The sequence below is a fragment of the Pseudomonas sp. Irchel 3E19 genome (genome assembly GCF_900187585.1).
GTDB lineage: Bacteria > Pseudomonadota > Gammaproteobacteria > Pseudomonadales > Pseudomonadaceae > Aquipseudomonas > Aquipseudomonas baetica.
This window is the reverse complement of sequence record NZ_FYDT01000036.1, coordinates 26,105-41,706: the sequence shown is the minus strand read 5'-3', so window position 1 is coordinate 41,706 and position 15,602 is coordinate 26,105. Positions and strand designations below refer to the sequence as shown.

Genomic DNA, 15,602 nt, shown 5'->3' with positions numbered 1-15,602 from the left:
TGTGGGAGCGAGCCTGCTCGCGAAAGCGGCGTTACAGACGATTCAGATGATGACTGACACGGCGCCTTCGCGAGCAGGCTCGCTCCCACAGGAGGGATTTGTGAAGGTCTGGATGAAGTGGTGCGTCAGGGGTGTTGGATTCTGGCGATAGGCGAGGGCGACGGTGCTGTGGCAGTCGGGATCGGCCAGGGGCAGAAAGCGCACGCCGCTCGGGGCGATGACCTGCATGGATTCGGGCAGCAGAGCGATGCCAAAACCGGCCTGGATCAACTGCAATTGCGTGGTTTTGCGCGACATCACCCGCGCGGCTTTCGGGAAGAAGCCGTGACGCATGCACAGCTCGGCACACAGATAACTCAGGCCGCCGCGTTGCGGGTGCGGGATCGAGATGAACGCCTCGTCCTTCAGTTGGGCCAAGTCGACACGTTCGGCTGCAGCCAACCGATGCCCCATCGGAACTGCCAGCAGCAAGCGCTCAATAAACAGCGGCACCACCTGAATCCCTTCACGCTGACGCAATACGGGCAGGCGCAGCAGGCCGACATCGAGGCGTCCTTCGGCCAACTCTTCCAATTGCGCCTCGGAAGACAACTTGCCGATATCCAGTGACACGCCGGGCTGTTGCTGCAGATAAGCGCCAATGTCACTGAGCAGCCGGCCACTGATAGACACAGTGCTGGAGTGACTGAGGCGCAATGTGCCGAGCTGGCCATTGCCGACCTCGGTGGCCATGGCGCTGGCCTTGCTCAGCTCGTTCAGCAGATTTCTTGCTCGCGGCAGAAATGCTTCCCCAGCCGCTGTGAGGCGAGGCTGGCGCGCGGTGCGCTCGAACAGCGGGGTTTGCAGGCGGGCTTCCATGTCCTTGATCTGCCGGCTCAGCGCCGATTGCGCAACGAACAAACGTTCAGCTGCAGCACTGAAACTGCCGCATTCGGCAATTTCCACGAAGTAACGTAATTGGCGGGTTGAAAGCACAGGTATGCCTTTTCGAGATGGGTAAGCGGCCTGGAAGATATTAGTCGCAACCCTCTGCGCTGGCTAAAGTCGTCACAGGCTTGTTAAGGAAGCGGATCGATGAGTGCGGTGGCGTTGTTGAGTGAATGGACATGGGGCGCAGGAGGCTGGGCGGTGATCGCGTTGGGGATCGCCTTGGCTTATATCGTGTTCGGCATTGCCGGGTTCGGCACGGCATTGGTGGCGGGGCCAATTCTGATTCTGTTCATGCCGTTGTCGAAAATCGTGCCGTTGCTGGTGCTGCTGGATTTCGTCGCCGCGTTCGGCAATCTGCTGCCGTCGCGGCGCGATGTGGCTAAACCGGAGCTGTTGCGGTTGCTGCCGTGCATGGCGGTGGGGTGTACGTTGGGGGTTATTTTTTTGCTCAACCTTAAATCCGATCTGTTGTTGCTGTTGATGGGGGTGTTCATCAGCGCTTATGCGGTTTACAGCTTGTGGGTCAAAGCGCGGCCCGCGCAATTGTCCGCAGGGTGGGCAGTGCCGATGGGCACGGTGGGTGGCCTGTTCGGGGCGTTGTTTGGCAGTGGCGGCTTTCTTTATGCGATCTATCTCAATAGCCGTTTGCCGAAAGACGCAGCCCGGGCCACGCAAAGTGCGCTGATCAGTTGCAGCACGGTGGTGCGTTTGAGTCTGTTCGCCATCGCAGGTGTGTATGCCGAGCTACCCTTGTTGATGCTGGCGCTGTGTCTGTTGCCGGCCATGGCGCTGGGATTGTGGGTTGGGCGGCGGTTGACGATGCGTTTATCCCGCGAGGCGTTTGTGCGACTGGTGACCTGGCTGGTGCTGGCCAGTGGTCTGGCGTTGATCGGGCGCTATTTGAGTACTTGACCGGATTTTGTCAGGGATTAAGCTGCCGGCCTTCAGGGCCCCTTCGCGGGCAAGCCCGCTCCCACAGGGAAATGCATTCCAATGTGGGAGCGGGCTTGCTCGCGAAGGCGTCAGAAGCCATACCGCAGGACTGTCCATGAACTCGCAAAGCATCATCGTCCCGAAAATCTCCACCCTGCCGGTCCACGAACCCCGGGCCCGGGCGATCGTGCGCTGGCTGGTGCGCAAGAACATCATCGAAGAAGAACTGACCACCTGCGGTCGCACCGGCAACCGCATGGCTCACGCCATCGCTGATGGCGCCCGCGCCGTGGTGTTGCATCCCGAGGCGCTGCCCTTCGGCGAGCCGATCAACGGGTTGGAGATCGTCACCAAGCGCTGCATCTATACCCCGGCAAAGGGTTTTCTCGAAGAAGCCGGTTGCGCCGAGTGCCGTCGTGAAGTCGGCGAAGCACTGTTCGAAAGCCTGGAAGACTGGTTCCCGGGCCGCACAGACAACTTCACTTGCCCCGAATGCGGGCATGAAGATGACATCAACGGTTTTCTGTTTTTGCAGGAATGCGCGTTTTCCAACCTTGGTTTCATCTTCAATAACTGGCTTGAGGCCGGCTTCAAGCAAAGCTTTATCGATGAGTTCGCTGATTGGCTCGATCAACCTGTCTCTTGGGTCAAGGTGGAGCTGTAGCGGCGGGGATCCCCGTACATCAGCAACATTGATATTAAGCTGAGTTTTACATTGAACAGCAGGGGGTGTCTGACTATAATGGCGCGCTTCCATTTTCCCGCTCGGGAGCCCCCGCGATGCTGCGTATCAGCCAAGAAGCTCTGACATTCGACGACATTCTCCTAGTGCCCGGTTATTCCGAGGTGCTTCCTAACGAAGTCAGTCTCAAGACCCGCCTTACCCGTGGCATCGAACTGAACATTCCTCTGGTTTCTGCCGCCATGGACACCGTTACTGAAGCCCGTCTGGCAATCGCCATGGCTCAGGAAGGTGGCATCGGCATTATCCACAAGAACATGACCATCGAGCAGCAAGCTGCCGAAGTGCGCAAGGTCAAGAAGTTCGAAGCCGGCGTCGTCAAGGATCCGATCACCATCGAGGCAGATGCCACGGTTCGTGACCTGTTCGAATTGACTCGCATGCACAACATTTCCGGCGTTCCGGTCCTGCACGATGGCGACCTGGTCGGCATCGTCACTTCCCGTGACGTGCGTTTCGAAAGCCGTCTGGAAGCCACCGTCCGTGAAGTGATGACGCCCAAAGAGCGTCTGGTCACGATCAAGGAAGGCGCGAGCAAGGACGAAGCACGCGAACTGCTGCACAAGCACCGCATCGAGCGCGTGCTGATCGTCGACGACAAATTCGCCCTCAAAGGCATGATGACCGTCAACGACATCGAAAAAGCCAAAGCCTACCCGCTGGCCAGCAAGGACGATCAAGGTCGTCTGCGCGTTGGCGCTGCTGTCGGCACCGGTAAAGACACCGGTGATCGCGTAGCCGCTCTGGTCAACGCTGGCGTAGACGTCGTGGTAGTCGATACCGCGCACGGCCACTCCAAAGGCGTGATCGACCGCGTTCGCTGGGTCAAAGAGAATTTCCCTGAAGTGCAGGTGATCGGCGGCAACATCGCCACCGGCGCCGCTGCCAAGGCTCTGGCCGAAGCAGGCGCTGACGCAGTCAAGGTCGGTATCGGCCCTGGCTCGATCTGCACCACCCGCATCGTCGCCGGTGTCGGCGTTCCGCAAATCAGTGCCATCGCCAACGTTGCCGCTGCCCTTGAAGGCACCGGCGTACCGCTGATCGCCGACGGCGGCATCCGTTTCTCCGGTGACCTGTCCAAGGCCATCGTGGCCGGTGCTTCCTGCGTGATGATGGGCTCGATGTTCGCCGGTACTGAAGAAGCACCGGGCGAGATCGAACTGTTCCAGGGCCGTTCGTACAAGGCTTATCGCGGCATGGGTTCGCTGGGCGCCATGTCCCAGGCGCAAGGCTCTTCCGACCGCTATTTCCAGGACTCCTCGGCAGGCGCCGAGAAACTCGTTCCGGAAGGCATCGAAGGCCGTGTGCCGTACAAAGGCACCCTGAGCGCGATCATTCACCAGTTGATGGGCGGTCTGCGTTCCTCGATGGGCTACACCGGTAGCGCCAATATCGAAGAAATGCGCACCAAGCCTGAGTTCGTGCGGATCACCGGCGCTGGTATGGCCGAATCCCACGTTCACGACGTGCAGATCACTAAAGAAGCGCCAAACTACCGCGTAGGTTGAGCCTTCAAGCAATAAAGTAAGCAACCGGGGCTGTTTGATTCAGCCCCGAGTTGTTTCTGAATCACGACTGTTTCTGAACGACTTAGACGAGACTGAATCATGGCCCTCGATATTCACGCTCACCGCATCCTGATCCTCGACTTCGGTTCCCAGTACACCCAACTGATCGCCCGCCGCGTGCGTGAGATCGGTGTGTACTGCGAGCTGCACCCGTTCGACATGGACGAAGATGCGATCCGCGAATTCGCGCCTAAAGGCGTCATCCTCGCCGGCGGCCCCGAGTCCGTGCACGAAGCCAACAGCCCGCGCTGCCCGCAGGCGGTGTTTGACCTGGGCGTCCCGGTCTTCGGTATCTGCTACGGCATGCAGACCATGGCCGAGCAACTGGGCGGCAAAGTGGAAGGTTCTGAACTGCGCGAGTTCGGTTACGCCCGTGTCGACGTGGTCGGCAAGAGCCGTCTGCTCGACGGCATCGAGGATCACATCGACGCTGATGGCCTGTTCGGCCTCGACGTGTGGATGAGCCACGGTGACAAGGTCACCAAGATGCCGGAAGACTTCCACATCCTGGCCAGCACCCCGAGCTGCCCGATCGCCGGCATGTTCAACGACGATCGCGCCTACTACGGCGTGCAGTTCCACCCGGAAGTGACGCACACCAAGCAGGGCGGTCGCATCCTGTCGCGCTTCGTTCTCGACATCTGCGGCTGTGAAGCCCTGTGGACGCCGTCGAAGATCGCTGAAGACGCCATCGCCAACATCCGCGCACAAGTCGGCACCGACAACGTGCTGCTGGGTCTGTCCGGCGGCGTTGACTCCTCGGTGGTTGCTGCACTGCTGCACAAAGCCATTGGCGATCAACTGACCTGCGTGTTCGTCGACAACGGCCTGCTGCGTCTGCACGAAGGCGAGCAAGTGATGGCCATGTTCGCCGAGAACATGGGCGTCAAAGTGATTCGCGCCAACGCTGAAGACCAGTTCCTCAACAACCTGGCCGGCGAAGCGGATCCTGAGAAGAAGCGCAAGATCATCGGTCGCACCTTCATCGACGTCTTCGATGCTCAGTCCAACAAACTGGAAAACATCAAGTACCTCGCTCAGGGCACCATCTACCCGGACGTGATCGAGTCGGCTGGCGCGAAAAGCGGCAAGGCGCACGTGATCAAATCGCACCACAATGTGGGCGGTCTGCCGGAAGAGATGAACCTGAAACTGGTCGAGCCACTGCGCGAACTGTTCAAGGACGAAGTCCGTCGTCTGGGCCTGGAACTGGGCCTGCCGTACGACATGGTCTACCGTCACCCGTTCCCGGGCCCGGGTCTGGGCGTGCGCATCCTCGGTGAAGTGAAGAAGGAATACGCCGACCTGCTGCGTCGTGCCGACCACATCTTCATCGAAGAACTGCGCAAAGCCGACTGGTACCACAAAGTCAGCCAGGCGTTCGTAGTGTTCCAGCCGGTGAAATCGGTTGGCGTGGTAGGCGATGGCCGTCGTTACGCTTGGGTTGTAGCCCTGCGTGCCGTAGAAACCATCGACTTCATGACTGCGCGTTGGGCTCACCTGCCTTACGAACTGCTGGAAACCGTATCCGGCCGCATCATCAATGAAATCGAAGGCATCTCCCGCGTCACTTACGACGTGTCGAGCAAGCCGCCGGCGACGATTGAGTGGGAGTGATCCTGCTGGTTGTTTCGTGGTGAACAAAAAAGGCGCTTAGGCGCCTTTTTTGTTGGGTGAACTATTTGGTTGGGGCGATTATTTGAAGCCCGAATATTCGTCGGCGGGGCGGATGCTGCAGACCTCAAATATATGTTGGCGCGCTTCTGCAAGTCGTTGGAATGCTTCGTTTTGCCACTGAGTTTTTTGATTCTTATGGCGTGTAGAAAGGAAATGGTAAAGCTCTCTCAAATTGCTATTCAAATAACCATAATCGTCTGGATTGGCTCGAATGAAGAATGTTTCAGGTTGAATGCTTGTAAAGTCTCTTGATGCATCGCCGGGCTCTAACAAGTCTAGTGCCTGATTAATTGAATTGAGAAGCGAGTTGAGTTTAACTTCTGGGTGGTCGTAAAAGTTGTTAGTGGCTGCTAGCGTTTTTGATACTTCATCCTCTAGAAGATGAAGATCTTTAAGGGGGAGTGCACGAGAAGAGCGTAGGGTTTTAGTGTGAAGGTATAAAAAAAATAGTGCGGAGCTAAAGATTGCTCCTGCAACGAACGCGCTAATTATTTCCCAGATTTCGGAGTCTGTTTTTTCGCCCACTGAAGATTTTACTGGCGTCTGAACAGCTTCAATATGTTCACTTGTCGGTTGTGGTTTGGTGGGGGTAGGGTCTGCCGCAGGTTCTGTGGCTGGCGAGGCTTTGGCAGTTAATAATTCGATATATATGCGATCAATAGTCGTGTCCTTAATTTTCGGAGGTAAAAGATTGTTCATCACCAAATAAGTAGCCAGAACTGCAAGCGCAAGGAGAACCAAACTCCTCCAAACCCAAGGAGCTTTGGATTTTGACGAGCGCTCAGCGATAAAGTGAAAATAATATGCTCCAGCTATCGCGAACAGTACAAAAGCCAAAATTAAAACGCCCAGCATTTTTGTGCTGTGAGTCGTAAGCTCTACCTCAAACAGATCTTTAAACTTAACTTTGAAATTATCGGGTGCGCGTGTTGGCGTAAAAGAGCTAGTCGGATTGCTGGGCGGCTCCGTAGCGACAGTGACAGACGGGATAGCCGGTATCGAGCCGTTGCGGGAGCTTTGCGAAGGATGGAAGTACGTACCCTGAGGCATATTAATGGTGATGATTGGGGAGCATACATGCGTAATGATTTGCGCCCCGGGCTTGGCGGCAGATTCTGGTTTTGGCGCGGGCTTGGAGGGTGACTTCTTTTTCTGAGGTGGAACAGGGCATGTGGTTTTTTTATCGGGCGACCCGATCATGTCGGAATTGACGAATGTGCCATCGCCGCCAAACGAGTCAGTATTTGAATAGCCTTGCGCCGTCACCGGTGCGTTTGTGCTCAGTTCGAAACTAAACTCATCAGCCGCCGCTGCGGCGTCGAACAGCAACGGGGTACCAATGATCGCCAGTGTGGCGATCACCATCAATTGACTGACCTTCAAGACGTCCCTCTCTTTTCATTCGTCAGAACGCGTGAGTCACGCGATCAATATCCATTAGCCCACGGTGACTTGGTACGGCGAGCCGTCTCGACGTGCAGGTCGCGCAGTCTAACCTTGTTGCAGGCTATTTTCATGAAGGAAGTGGCACGATAGTGGCCCTCTTCGCAGTGCCTCGGTGCAATGCCAACCCTGCGGCAACACTTCACTTAATCTTTCTCAGTTGCGGGTGTATCGTATTCGCCTTTTACGGGCCCCAGGCCTGTCGCTGATACGTGAGGTAGTTGAGTTCATGTCCTTTACCCGTCGCCAAATCCTCGGTGGCCTGGCCGGTCTTGTTGTCGTTGGCGTGGGAGCGGGGGGCGCGTCGCGTTACTGGCTGGGCAAAATGGCTGACGCTGAGGCTGGTCACGACTATGAGCTGATCGCCGCGCCGCTGGACGTTGAGCTGGTGCCGGGGCACAAGACCGAAGCCTGGGCGTTCGGCCCGTCGGCGCCGGGTACCGAGTTGCGTGTGCGTCAGGGTGAATGGCTGCGGGTGCGCTTCATCAACCATCTGCCGGTGGCGACCACCATTCACTGGCACGGCATTCGCCTGCCGCTGGAAATGGACGGCGTGCCGTACGTGTCGCAACTGCCGGTGTTGCCGGGCGAATACTTCGATTACAAATTCCGCGTGCCCGACGCCGGCAGCTACTGGTATCACCCGCACGTCAGTAGCAGCGAAGAGCTGGGGCGCGGGCTGGTCGGGCCGTTGATCATCGAAGAGCGCGAGCCGACCGGTTTCAAATACGAAAAAACCCTTAGCCTGAAAAACTGGCACATCGACGAGGAAGGCAATTTCGTCGAGTTCAGCATTCCCCGTGAAGCCGCGCGCGGTGGTACGGCGGGGCGCCTGTCGACCATCAATGGCGTGCCGTTGCCGGTGATTGATTTGCCGGCCGGGCAGATCACCCGCGTGCGTCTGCTCAATCTCGACAATACGCTGACTTATCGCATCAACATTCCCGGTGTCGAAGCAAAGATCTATGCGCTGGACGGCAACCCGGTCGAACCGCGGCCGCTGGGCAAGGAATACTGGCTCGGTCCGGGCATGCGTATTTGCCTGGCGATCAAGGCCCCGGCAGCGGGCGAAGAACTGTCGCTGCGCAACGGCCCGGTACGTCTGGGCACCCTGCGTTCGGTGGCCAACACCGATGCACCGACCGAGTGGCCGCCCGCGCTGCCGGCCAACCCGGTGGCCGAGCCCGATCTGGCCAATGCCGAGAAACTCAACTTCAATTTCGAATGGGTCGGTTCGGTGTCGGTCAACGTCGACAACGGCAGGCCGCCGAGCCTGTGGCAGATCAACGGCAAGGCCTGGGACATCACCGACAAGACGTGCGCCGATCGACCGATTGCCAGCCTGAAACTGGGCCAGAGCTATATTTTCGAACTGAAGAACATGACCCAGTACCAGCACCCGATCCACCTGCACGGCATGAGCTTCAAGGTGATTGCGTCGAACCGCCACAAGATCATTCCGTATTTCACCGACACGTATCTGCTGGGCAAGAACGAGCGTGCGCAAGTGGCGCTGGTGGCGGATAACCCTGGAGTATGGATGTTTCACTGCCACGTGATCGACCACATGGAAACCGGCCTGATGGCCGCCATCGAGGTGAAGTGATGCGCCAGATTCGCCCCGCGGCGATCATCGACCGCAGCCGTGATCGTGATTTCATGCGCGAAGCCCTGGCCCTCGCCGCGCAAGGCGCAGCCCTCGGCGAAGTGCCTGTGGGCGCGGTGCTGGTGCAGGATGGCGAGATTATCGGGCGTGGCTTCAACTGCCCGATCACCGGAAGCGACCCCAGCGCCCACGCAGAAATGGTCGCGATCCGCGCTGCTGCGCAAGCCGTGAACAACTATCGCCTGCCGGGCAGCACGCTGTACGTGACGCTGGAGCCGTGCAGCATGTGCGCGGGGCTGATCGTGCATTCTCGAGTGTCGCGCGTGGTGTACGGCGCGCTGGAGCCGAAAGCCGGGATTGTGCAGAGCCAGGGGCAGTTTTTTACCCAGGGCTTTTTGAATCACCGGGTGTTGTATGAGGGCGGGGTGCTGGCGGAGGAGTGTGGGGCGGTGTTGACCGAGTTCTTCCGGGCTCGCCGAGCCAAAGCCACTGAATAAACACCAACCCCAAAGTGGGAGCGGGCTTGCTCGCGAAAGCGGTGTGTCAGGCAATTGAAATGTTGCCTGACACACCGCTTTCGCGAGCAAGCCCGCTCCCACAGGAGGATCTCCTTTGTAGGGTAGATCGGATTACTTCTTCGCGACGATCACCGCTCGCATCGGCGCCGGCAGTCCTTCGATCGTCTTGCTGTGATCCTCAGGATCCAGGAAGTCACTCAGCGACTGATACTTCATCCACTCGGTGCCGCGCTGTTCCTCGACCGTTGTCGTACTGACATCGACGCAACGAATGTCAGTGAAACCGGCGCGGCGCAGCCACAACTCCAGCGCCGGCACCGACGGCAGGAACCACACGTTACGCATTTGCGCGTAACGATCTTCCGGCACTAGCACTTGATGCTTGTCGCCTTCGACCACCAGGGTTTCCAGCACCAGTTCGCCGCCCTTGACCAGGCAATCCTTCAGCGCCAGTAAATGCTCGATTGGCGAGCGGCGGTGATAGAACACGCCCATGGAAAACACCGTGTCGAAACCTTCAAGGTTCGGTGGCAGGTCTTCAAACGGGAACGGCAGGTGCCAGGCATTCGGCTCCGACAGGTAACGCTGCACAGCCTGGAACTGGCAGAAGAACAGCCAGTTCGGATCGACACCGATCACGCTGTCCGCGCCGGCGCCGAGCATGCGCCACATGTAGTAACCATTGCCGCAACCGACATCGAGAATGCGTTTGCCTTTCAGATCCAGATGCGGGGCGACGCGCGACCACTTCCAGTCCGAACGCCATTCGGTGTCGACATGCACGCCAAACAGATCAAACGGCCCTTTGCGCCATGGCGACAGGCCCATCAGCGCGGTGTGCATTTGCGCGCGGGTCGCATCGTCGCAATCGGTGTCGAGCTTCAGACCGTCAAGCAGATCGACTTCGCTCGGCTGGATCTTCGGCAGCGCATCCAGTGCACTTTGCCAGCGCTCCAGATCGCCGTGGCCCTTCTCCATTTTCTTGTCGAGTTGCGCTTGCAGGGTGTTGGCCCAGTCGGCCAGCGGTGTACCGGCCAGACGGCGGGCGAGGGGGGACAGATCAATCATGGCAAGGCAATCAACGAGGCAAAGTTAAGACACTGGAACCACGGCACGACTTTCGAGAAACCGGCGGCCAGCAGGCGTTCGCGGTGTTCTTCGAGGCTGTCGGGCTTCATGACGTTTTCGATGGCGCTGCGCTTCTGGGCGATTTCCAGTTCGCTGTAGCCGTTGGCGCGTTTGAACGCGACGTGCAGATCGGTGAGCAGCGCGTGTTCTTCGGCATCGTTGAAGCGCAGCTTCTCCGACAGAATCAGCGCGCCACCCGGCAGCAACGATTGACGGATGCGCGAGAGCAACGCGGTGCGCTGATCCGGGGCGATGAATTGCAGGGTGAAGTTCAGCGCCACCACAGAAGCAGGCTGGAAGTCGAGCGCGAGGATATCGCCTTCGATCACTTCGACCGGCAGCAACTCCTGGAACATCGAATTCTGACCGTTAAGGTATTCGCGGCAACGCTCGACCATCGCCGCCGAGTTATCCACAGCGATCACCCGGCAACCGTCGGTGCGGACATGGCGGCGCAGCGCTTGGGTCACCGCACCGAGCGAGGCGCCGAGGTCGTAGAGCACGCTGTTTGGCTGGGCAAATTGCGCAGCGAGCACGCCGAGGTTTTCAACGATGGTCGGGTAACCCGGCACCGAGCGCTTGATCATGTCCGGGAACACCCGCACCACGTCTTCGTTGAAGGCGAAGTCAGGCACCTGGGCCAAAGGCTGGGCGAAAATGCGATCGGGTTCTTTGCTCACGGCGGTGTCCGGCGGTGTCGGTGGAAAAGGCCGGCATTTTAGCCAAAGTGGCGTGGGGATGCGCGGGTTGTCTGATAAAGCGTTTTTTTGCCGGTGATCGTTCCCACGCTCTGCGTGGGAATGCCGCCCCGGACGCTCCGCGTCCCTGCGCAAATGACGCAGAGCGTCACAGGATGCATTCCCACGCGGAGCGTGGGAACGATCAGATCCGTTTAGTCTGGGAGAACGCCGAGGCCGCGATGCCCCATTGGCCCAGCCAGTAGCTGAGGATGATGACGTAAGGTGCGGCGTGGAAAGGGGCGACGAAACGGTCGATACCGATCACGCTGTCCGAAAATACAAACGCCAGCGCACCACCCGCCGCGAGTAGCGCCGAACGTTTCGGCACATCGGTGCCGAGGCGAGCGAGGGCGCGCCAGAGCATCGCACTGATCGCGGTGCCATAAACAATCACTGGTATCAGCAACGGCCCGAGACCGCTGGAAATCAGAATCCCCAGTAAGACCGCGCCAACACCGAGCGCGAGCACTAAGGGCAGCACCGCCAGACGCTTGCAGTCACTCAGATAAGCCTTCAGATACGCCAGATGCGCGATCAGAAACGCGCCGAGGCCGAACACAAACAAGTCCCCCGGCCATGCCAGCAACACGTCGCCGAGCAGCGAGAAAATCAGACCCAGGCTGATCCAGCGGCGATAGTCACTGGGCGGGGCGTCGTGTAGCCAGCCGAGCAGCGCCAGCACCGGTAACGGTTTGACCAACAGGCAAAGCAGCGCCGCGTGGGTGCTCACACCGTAGAGAAAAGTCACCGCGCCCATCAGCGCCAGGATCAGCCAGCCCACGATCAGTTCACCGAAATGGCGCAGTCAAAGGTTTCCACCGGCAACACTTCCGGCGCCCACGGCTGTTGCGAGGTCAGGCGCAGACGCCCGGTGCCGGGGGCAAATGCTTGAAAGCGCCAGGTCGATACGCCCGCCGCGCCGACTACGCCAGCATCCTCCGGATTGCTATAGACCTCGGGGCTGAGGGCGCGCAATACACCGCCTGCCGAATCCTGAATGGCCCAGCGGTAGCCCGTGGTCGGGTTGCTTGGCAGCGTCACAATCAGGTTTTGCCCGTTGCTGAGCTGGACGGGGCATTCGCTTTGTTTTTCCACGGTCACGTTGTGTTTCGGCTGCGTGGCGCAAGCGGCCAGCAAGGAAAGGGCGAGGGGGACAAACAGGCGAGTGGGGGACATGGTGTCAGCGGCTCCGGCGTTTACGACGAACGGCGAGCATAACTGAAGATGAGACAAAGTGTGACAGTCAGGGGAGGGGTTGTCAGGACTGACGCCTTCGCGAGCAGGCTCGCTCCCACAGTGGGCAACGGTGTTCACAATTTCTGTGTTCACTGCACAACCCTGTGGGAGCGAGCCTGCTCGCGAAAGCGGTAACGCCTGCGCTATCGAGTTATCAGAAGAGCACCTTCGCCACATCCGCAAACTTCTTGGCAAAGTGCACAGTAATCCCTTCCTTCAGATAATCCGGCAGTTCCTCGAAGTTGCCACGGTTCGGCTCCGGCAGAATCAGTTCGAAAATCTTCTGCCGACGCGCCGCAATCACCTTCTCGCGCACCCCGCCAATCGGCAGCACATGCCCGGTCAGCGTCAGTTCGCCGGTCATGGCCACGCCTTTTTTCGGCGCTTGATTGCGTGCGAGCGAGAGCAGGGCGCTGGCCATGGTCACCCCGGCGCTTGGGCCGTCCTTCGGCGTTGCGCCTTCCGGCACGTGCAGGTGGACGAAGGCCTCGTCGAAGAACTTCGCGTCGCCGCCGAACTGTTTCAGGTGCGAGCTGACGTAGCTGTAGGCGATCTCTGCCGATTCCTTCATCACATCACCCAGTTGCCCGGTGAGTTTGAAACCGCGATTGAGTGTGTGAATCCGCGTGGCCTCGATCGGTAACGTCGCGCCGCCCATGCTGGTCCACGCAAGGCCGGTAATGACACCGGTGCCGGACAGCACTTGTTCGTTGCGGAACACCGGATGACCGAGCGAGGCCTCCAGGTCTTTCGGCCCGAGCTTGATTACCGCTTTCGGGTCGTCGATCAGCTTCATCACCGCTTTGCGTACCAGTTTGCCCATTTGCTTTTCGAGCTGGCGCACGCCGGCTTCACGGGCGTAACCGTCGATCAACGCCTTGAGCGCGCTATCGTTGATGCTCAGGCTGCCCTTGGATACGCCGGCCTTTTCCAGCAGTTTCGGCCACAAGTGACGCTTGGCGATGGCGACTTTTTCTTCGGTGATGTAGCCCGACAGACGAATCACTTCCATGCGGTCGAGCAGCGGGCCGGGGATGGAATCCAATGTGTTGGCGGTGCAGACAAAGAGGACTTTCGACAAGTCCATGCGCAGGTCGAGGTAGTGGTCGAGGAATTCGACGTTCTGCTCCGGGTCGAGGGTTTCCAGCAGTGCCGAGGCCGGGTCGCCCTGATAGCTTTGGCCCATCTTGTCGATCTCGTCGAGCATGATCACCGGGTTCATCACTTCGACGTCTTTCAGCGCCTGCACCAGTTTGCCCGGCTGCGCGCCGATGTAGGTGCGGCGGTGGCCCTTGATCTCGGCTTCGTCGCGCATGCCGCCGAGGCTGAAGCGGTAGAACGGCCGGCCAAGGGATTCGGCGATGGATTTGCCGACGCTGGTTTTACCCACACCTGGCGGGCCGACCAGCAGCACGATGGAACCGCTGATCTCGCCTTTGTAGGCACCGACGGCGAGGAATTCGAGGATGCGATCCTTGATGTCATCAAGCCCAGCGTGGTGTTTGTCCAGCACCTTGCGTGCGTGCTTGAGGTCGAGTTTGTCCGCGCCATAAACACCCCACGGCACCGACGTCGCCCAGTCGAGATAGTTACGGGTGACCGCGTATTCCGGTGAGCCGGTTTCGAGGATCGACAGTTTGTGCATTTCTTCTTCGAGGCGTTTCTGCACCTGCGCCGGCAGGACTTTGCCTTCCAGGCGTTGCTCGAACTGTTCGATGTCCGCACTGCGGTCGTCCTTGGTCAGGCCGAGTTCCTGCTGAATGACTTTGAGTTGTTCCTTGAGGAAGAACTCGCGCTGATGCTCGCCGATCTTGCGGTTAACTTCCGCCGAAATCTCTTTTTGCAGGCGCGCGACTTCGACTTCCTTGCGCAGCATCGGCAGGACTTTTTCCATGCGCTTGAGCATGGGCACGCAGTCGAGCACTTCCTGCAATTCCAGGCCGGTGGCGGAGGTCAGGGCGGCGGCGAAGTCGGTCAGCGGCGACGGGTCGTTGGGGCTGAAGCGGTTGAGGTAGTTTTTCAGCTCTTCGCTGTACAGCGGGTTGAGCGGCAGCAGTTCCTTGATCGCGTTGATCAGCGCCATGCCGTAGGCCTTGACCTCGTCGGTCGGCTCGGTGGGCTGGTGCGGGTATTCGACTTCCACCAGATACGGCGGGCGATGGTGTTTGAGCCAGGTCTTGATGCGTACGCGGCTCAGGCCCTGGGCGACGAACTGGAGTTTGCCGTTTTCGCGGCTGGCGTGGTGGACTTTGACCAGGGTGCCGTATTGCGGCAGGGCGTCGGTGTTGAAGTGGCGCGGGTCTTCCTGAGGCGTGTCCATGAAGAACAGGGCCAGGGAGTGGTGTTCGGATTTGCTGACCAGTTCGAGGGTTTCGGCCCAGGGTTCTTCGTTGACGATGACCGGCAGGACTTGCGCCGGGAAGAACGGGCGGTTGTGGATCGGGATGATGTAGACCTTGTCCGGCAGGTTCTGGCCGGGCAGGGCGAGGCCTTTGCCGGAGGCGGTGTGTTCGATGTGGTCTTCGCTGGCTTCGGTGTAGTCGTCGGAATTATCGGGGAATTCTTGCTGGTCGCTCATGGGGCACCTGCGCAATGGGGTATGGGTCTTAGATGGGGCAGGGTTTGGGTGGTTTCAATGGGGGTGGGTGTTTCTGGTTGTGTGTTCAGGGTTTTGACAGGGGGCACGCTTTTGGGCTTGGCGGCCTTTGGGCCGACCAGGTTCTTGGGGGGGGGGTATATCCGTTGCTTCGGGTGCTGCGGCTGGCGGTTTCGCCCTTACGGCGAGGCACTTTTTCCAGACGCCGAAAAAGTACCCAAAAAGGCTTGCCGCAACGTTTGGCCCGCTCGCTGGGGCTCGGGGTTCCTTCGCTCCGGGATTGATCCGGGGGGCATCGCCTACGGTTTGCTTCGCTGCACCTCCTCTCGATGTGTTTGGCTGCGCCAAACGGTCGCTGCGCTCCCACCCCCGGATCAATCCCTCCGCTCAGCCTGCCGACGCGGCCGGTGGATCAAGATCAAGAGCAGGCGAGCTGACACTCGGCCTAGTGGTTGACTCGGTCGCTGTGGGTGTCAGCCTGCTGA

At 59.3% G+C, this 15,602-nt stretch carries 13 protein-coding genes; 6 read left to right on the top strand and 7 right to left on the bottom strand.

Translation table 11 applies throughout. The features are described 5' to 3' along the window. Positions 1–42: 42 nt before the first annotated feature. Positions 43–975, bottom strand: a complete 933-nt coding sequence (locus tag CKW18_RS20765) for a LysR family transcriptional regulator (protein WP_095190516.1) — start codon at positions 973–975, stop codon at positions 43–45. Between the two features lie 99 nt (positions 976–1,074). On the opposite strand from CKW18_RS20765, the gene CKW18_RS20760 reads away from it, so the two are divergent. From CKW18_RS20760 to guaA, 4 genes are all read left to right on the top strand, one after another. Then, entirely contained in the window at positions 1,075–1,842 is a 768-nt protein-coding gene (locus CKW18_RS20760) for a sulfite exporter TauE/SafE family protein (RefSeq protein ID WP_095190515.1), read from the top strand. Positions 1,843–1,978: 136 nt separating this feature from the next. Beyond that, positions 1,979–2,527 (top strand): sugar ABC transporter ATPase, encoded by a 549-nt coding sequence (locus tag CKW18_RS20755; RefSeq protein WP_095190514.1) that lies wholly within the window; start codon positions 1,979–1,981, stop codon positions 2,525–2,527. A 116-nt stretch (positions 2,528–2,643) separates the two neighbouring features. After that, a complete protein-coding gene (gene guaB, locus CKW18_RS20750) occupies positions 2,644–4,113 on the top strand; it encodes an IMP dehydrogenase (protein ID WP_007916845.1) in 1,470 nt (489 codons plus the stop codon). A 99-nt stretch (positions 4,114–4,212) separates the two neighbouring features. Then, positions 4,213–5,790 carry a glutamine-hydrolyzing GMP synthase gene (guaA, locus tag CKW18_RS20745; RefSeq protein WP_095190513.1) on the top strand — a complete coding sequence of 526 codons (1,578 nt, stop codon included), beginning with the start codon at positions 4,213–4,215 and terminating at the stop codon, positions 5,788–5,790. Between the two features lie 78 nt (positions 5,791–5,868). Here guaA and CKW18_RS20740 read toward each other — a convergent pair whose 3' ends face one another. Then, the gene (locus tag CKW18_RS20740; RefSeq protein WP_095190512.1) at positions 5,869–7,233 is read right to left on the bottom strand and encodes a hypothetical protein; all 1,365 of its coding nucleotides are present in this window, start codon (positions 7,231–7,233) and stop codon (positions 5,869–5,871) included. Between the two features lie 289 nt (positions 7,234–7,522). Here CKW18_RS20740 and CKW18_RS20735 point away from each other — a divergent pair, with 289 nt between their 5' ends. Then, positions 7,523–8,899 carry a multicopper oxidase family protein gene (locus tag CKW18_RS20735; RefSeq protein WP_095190511.1) on the top strand — a complete coding sequence of 459 codons (1,377 nt, stop codon included), beginning with the start codon at positions 7,523–7,525 and terminating at the stop codon, positions 8,897–8,899. Then, the gene (gene tadA, locus CKW18_RS20730; protein ID WP_095190510.1) at positions 8,899–9,396 is read left to right on the top strand and encodes a tRNA adenosine(34) deaminase TadA; all 498 of its coding nucleotides are present in this window, start codon (positions 8,899–8,901) and stop codon (positions 9,394–9,396) included. The genes CKW18_RS20735 and tadA overlap by 1 nt, the downstream gene beginning before the upstream one ends. Positions 9,397–9,528: 132 nt before the next feature. Here the strand turns inward: tadA and cmoB are convergent, their stop codons facing one another. The 5 genes from cmoB to lon all read right to left on the bottom strand — a co-directional run bounded on the left by cmoB (position 9,529) and on the right by lon (position 15,099). Continuing rightward, entirely contained in the window at positions 9,529–10,485 is a 957-nt protein-coding gene (cmoB, locus tag CKW18_RS20725; protein ID WP_095190509.1) for a tRNA 5-methoxyuridine(34)/uridine 5-oxyacetic acid(34) synthase CmoB, read from the bottom strand. Continuing rightward, positions 10,482–11,225 carry a carboxy-S-adenosyl-L-methionine synthase CmoA gene (cmoA, locus tag CKW18_RS20720; protein WP_095190508.1) on the bottom strand — a complete coding sequence of 248 codons (744 nt, stop codon included), beginning with the start codon at positions 11,223–11,225 and terminating at the stop codon, positions 10,482–10,484. The genes cmoB and cmoA overlap by 4 nt, the downstream gene beginning before the upstream one ends. 202 nt (positions 11,226–11,427) lie before the next feature. Continuing rightward, complete coding sequence (locus tag CKW18_RS20715; RefSeq protein WP_170947295.1) at positions 11,428–12,066, bottom strand: lysoplasmalogenase; 639 nt, start codon at positions 12,064–12,066, stop codon at positions 11,428–11,430. A gap of 2 nt (positions 12,067–12,068) precedes the next feature. Continuing rightward, the gene (locus tag CKW18_RS20710) at positions 12,069–12,461 is read right to left on the bottom strand and encodes a protease inhibitor I42 family protein (protein ID WP_095190506.1); all 393 of its coding nucleotides are present in this window, start codon (positions 12,459–12,461) and stop codon (positions 12,069–12,071) included. 214 nt (positions 12,462–12,675) lie between these two features. After that, the gene (lon, locus tag CKW18_RS20705; RefSeq protein WP_095190505.1) at positions 12,676–15,099 is read right to left on the bottom strand and encodes an endopeptidase La; all 2,424 of its coding nucleotides are present in this window, start codon (positions 15,097–15,099) and stop codon (positions 12,676–12,678) included. Positions 15,100–15,602: the final 503 nt, after the last annotated feature.

Coding starts and splice junctions, on each gene's coding strand:
- tadA (WP_095190510.1), top strand. CDS start 8,899: ATGCGCCAGATTCGCCCCGCGGCGATCATCGACCGCAGCCGTGATCGT.
- guaB (WP_007916845.1), top strand. CDS start 2,644: ATGCTGCGTATCAGCCAAGAAGCTCTGACATTCGACGACATTCTCCTA.
- CKW18_RS20760 (WP_095190515.1), top strand. CDS start 1,075: ATGAGTGCGGTGGCGTTGTTGAGTGAATGGACATGGGGCGCAGGAGGC.
- CKW18_RS20755 (WP_095190514.1), top strand. CDS start 1,979: ATGAACTCGCAAAGCATCATCGTCCCGAAAATCTCCACCCTGCCGGTC.
- lon (WP_095190505.1), bottom strand. CDS start 15,099: ATGAGCGACCAGCAAGAATTCCCCGATAATTCCGACGACTACACCGAA.
- guaA (WP_095190513.1), top strand. CDS start 4,213: ATGGCCCTCGATATTCACGCTCACCGCATCCTGATCCTCGACTTCGGT.
- CKW18_RS20710 (WP_095190506.1), bottom strand. CDS start 12,461: ATGTCCCCCACTCGCCTGTTTGTCCCCCTCGCCCTTTCCTTGCTGGCC.
- CKW18_RS20735 (WP_095190511.1), top strand. CDS start 7,523: ATGTCCTTTACCCGTCGCCAAATCCTCGGTGGCCTGGCCGGTCTTGTT.
- cmoB (WP_095190509.1), bottom strand. CDS start 10,485: ATGATTGATCTGTCCCCCCTCGCCCGCCGTCTGGCCGGTACACCGCTG.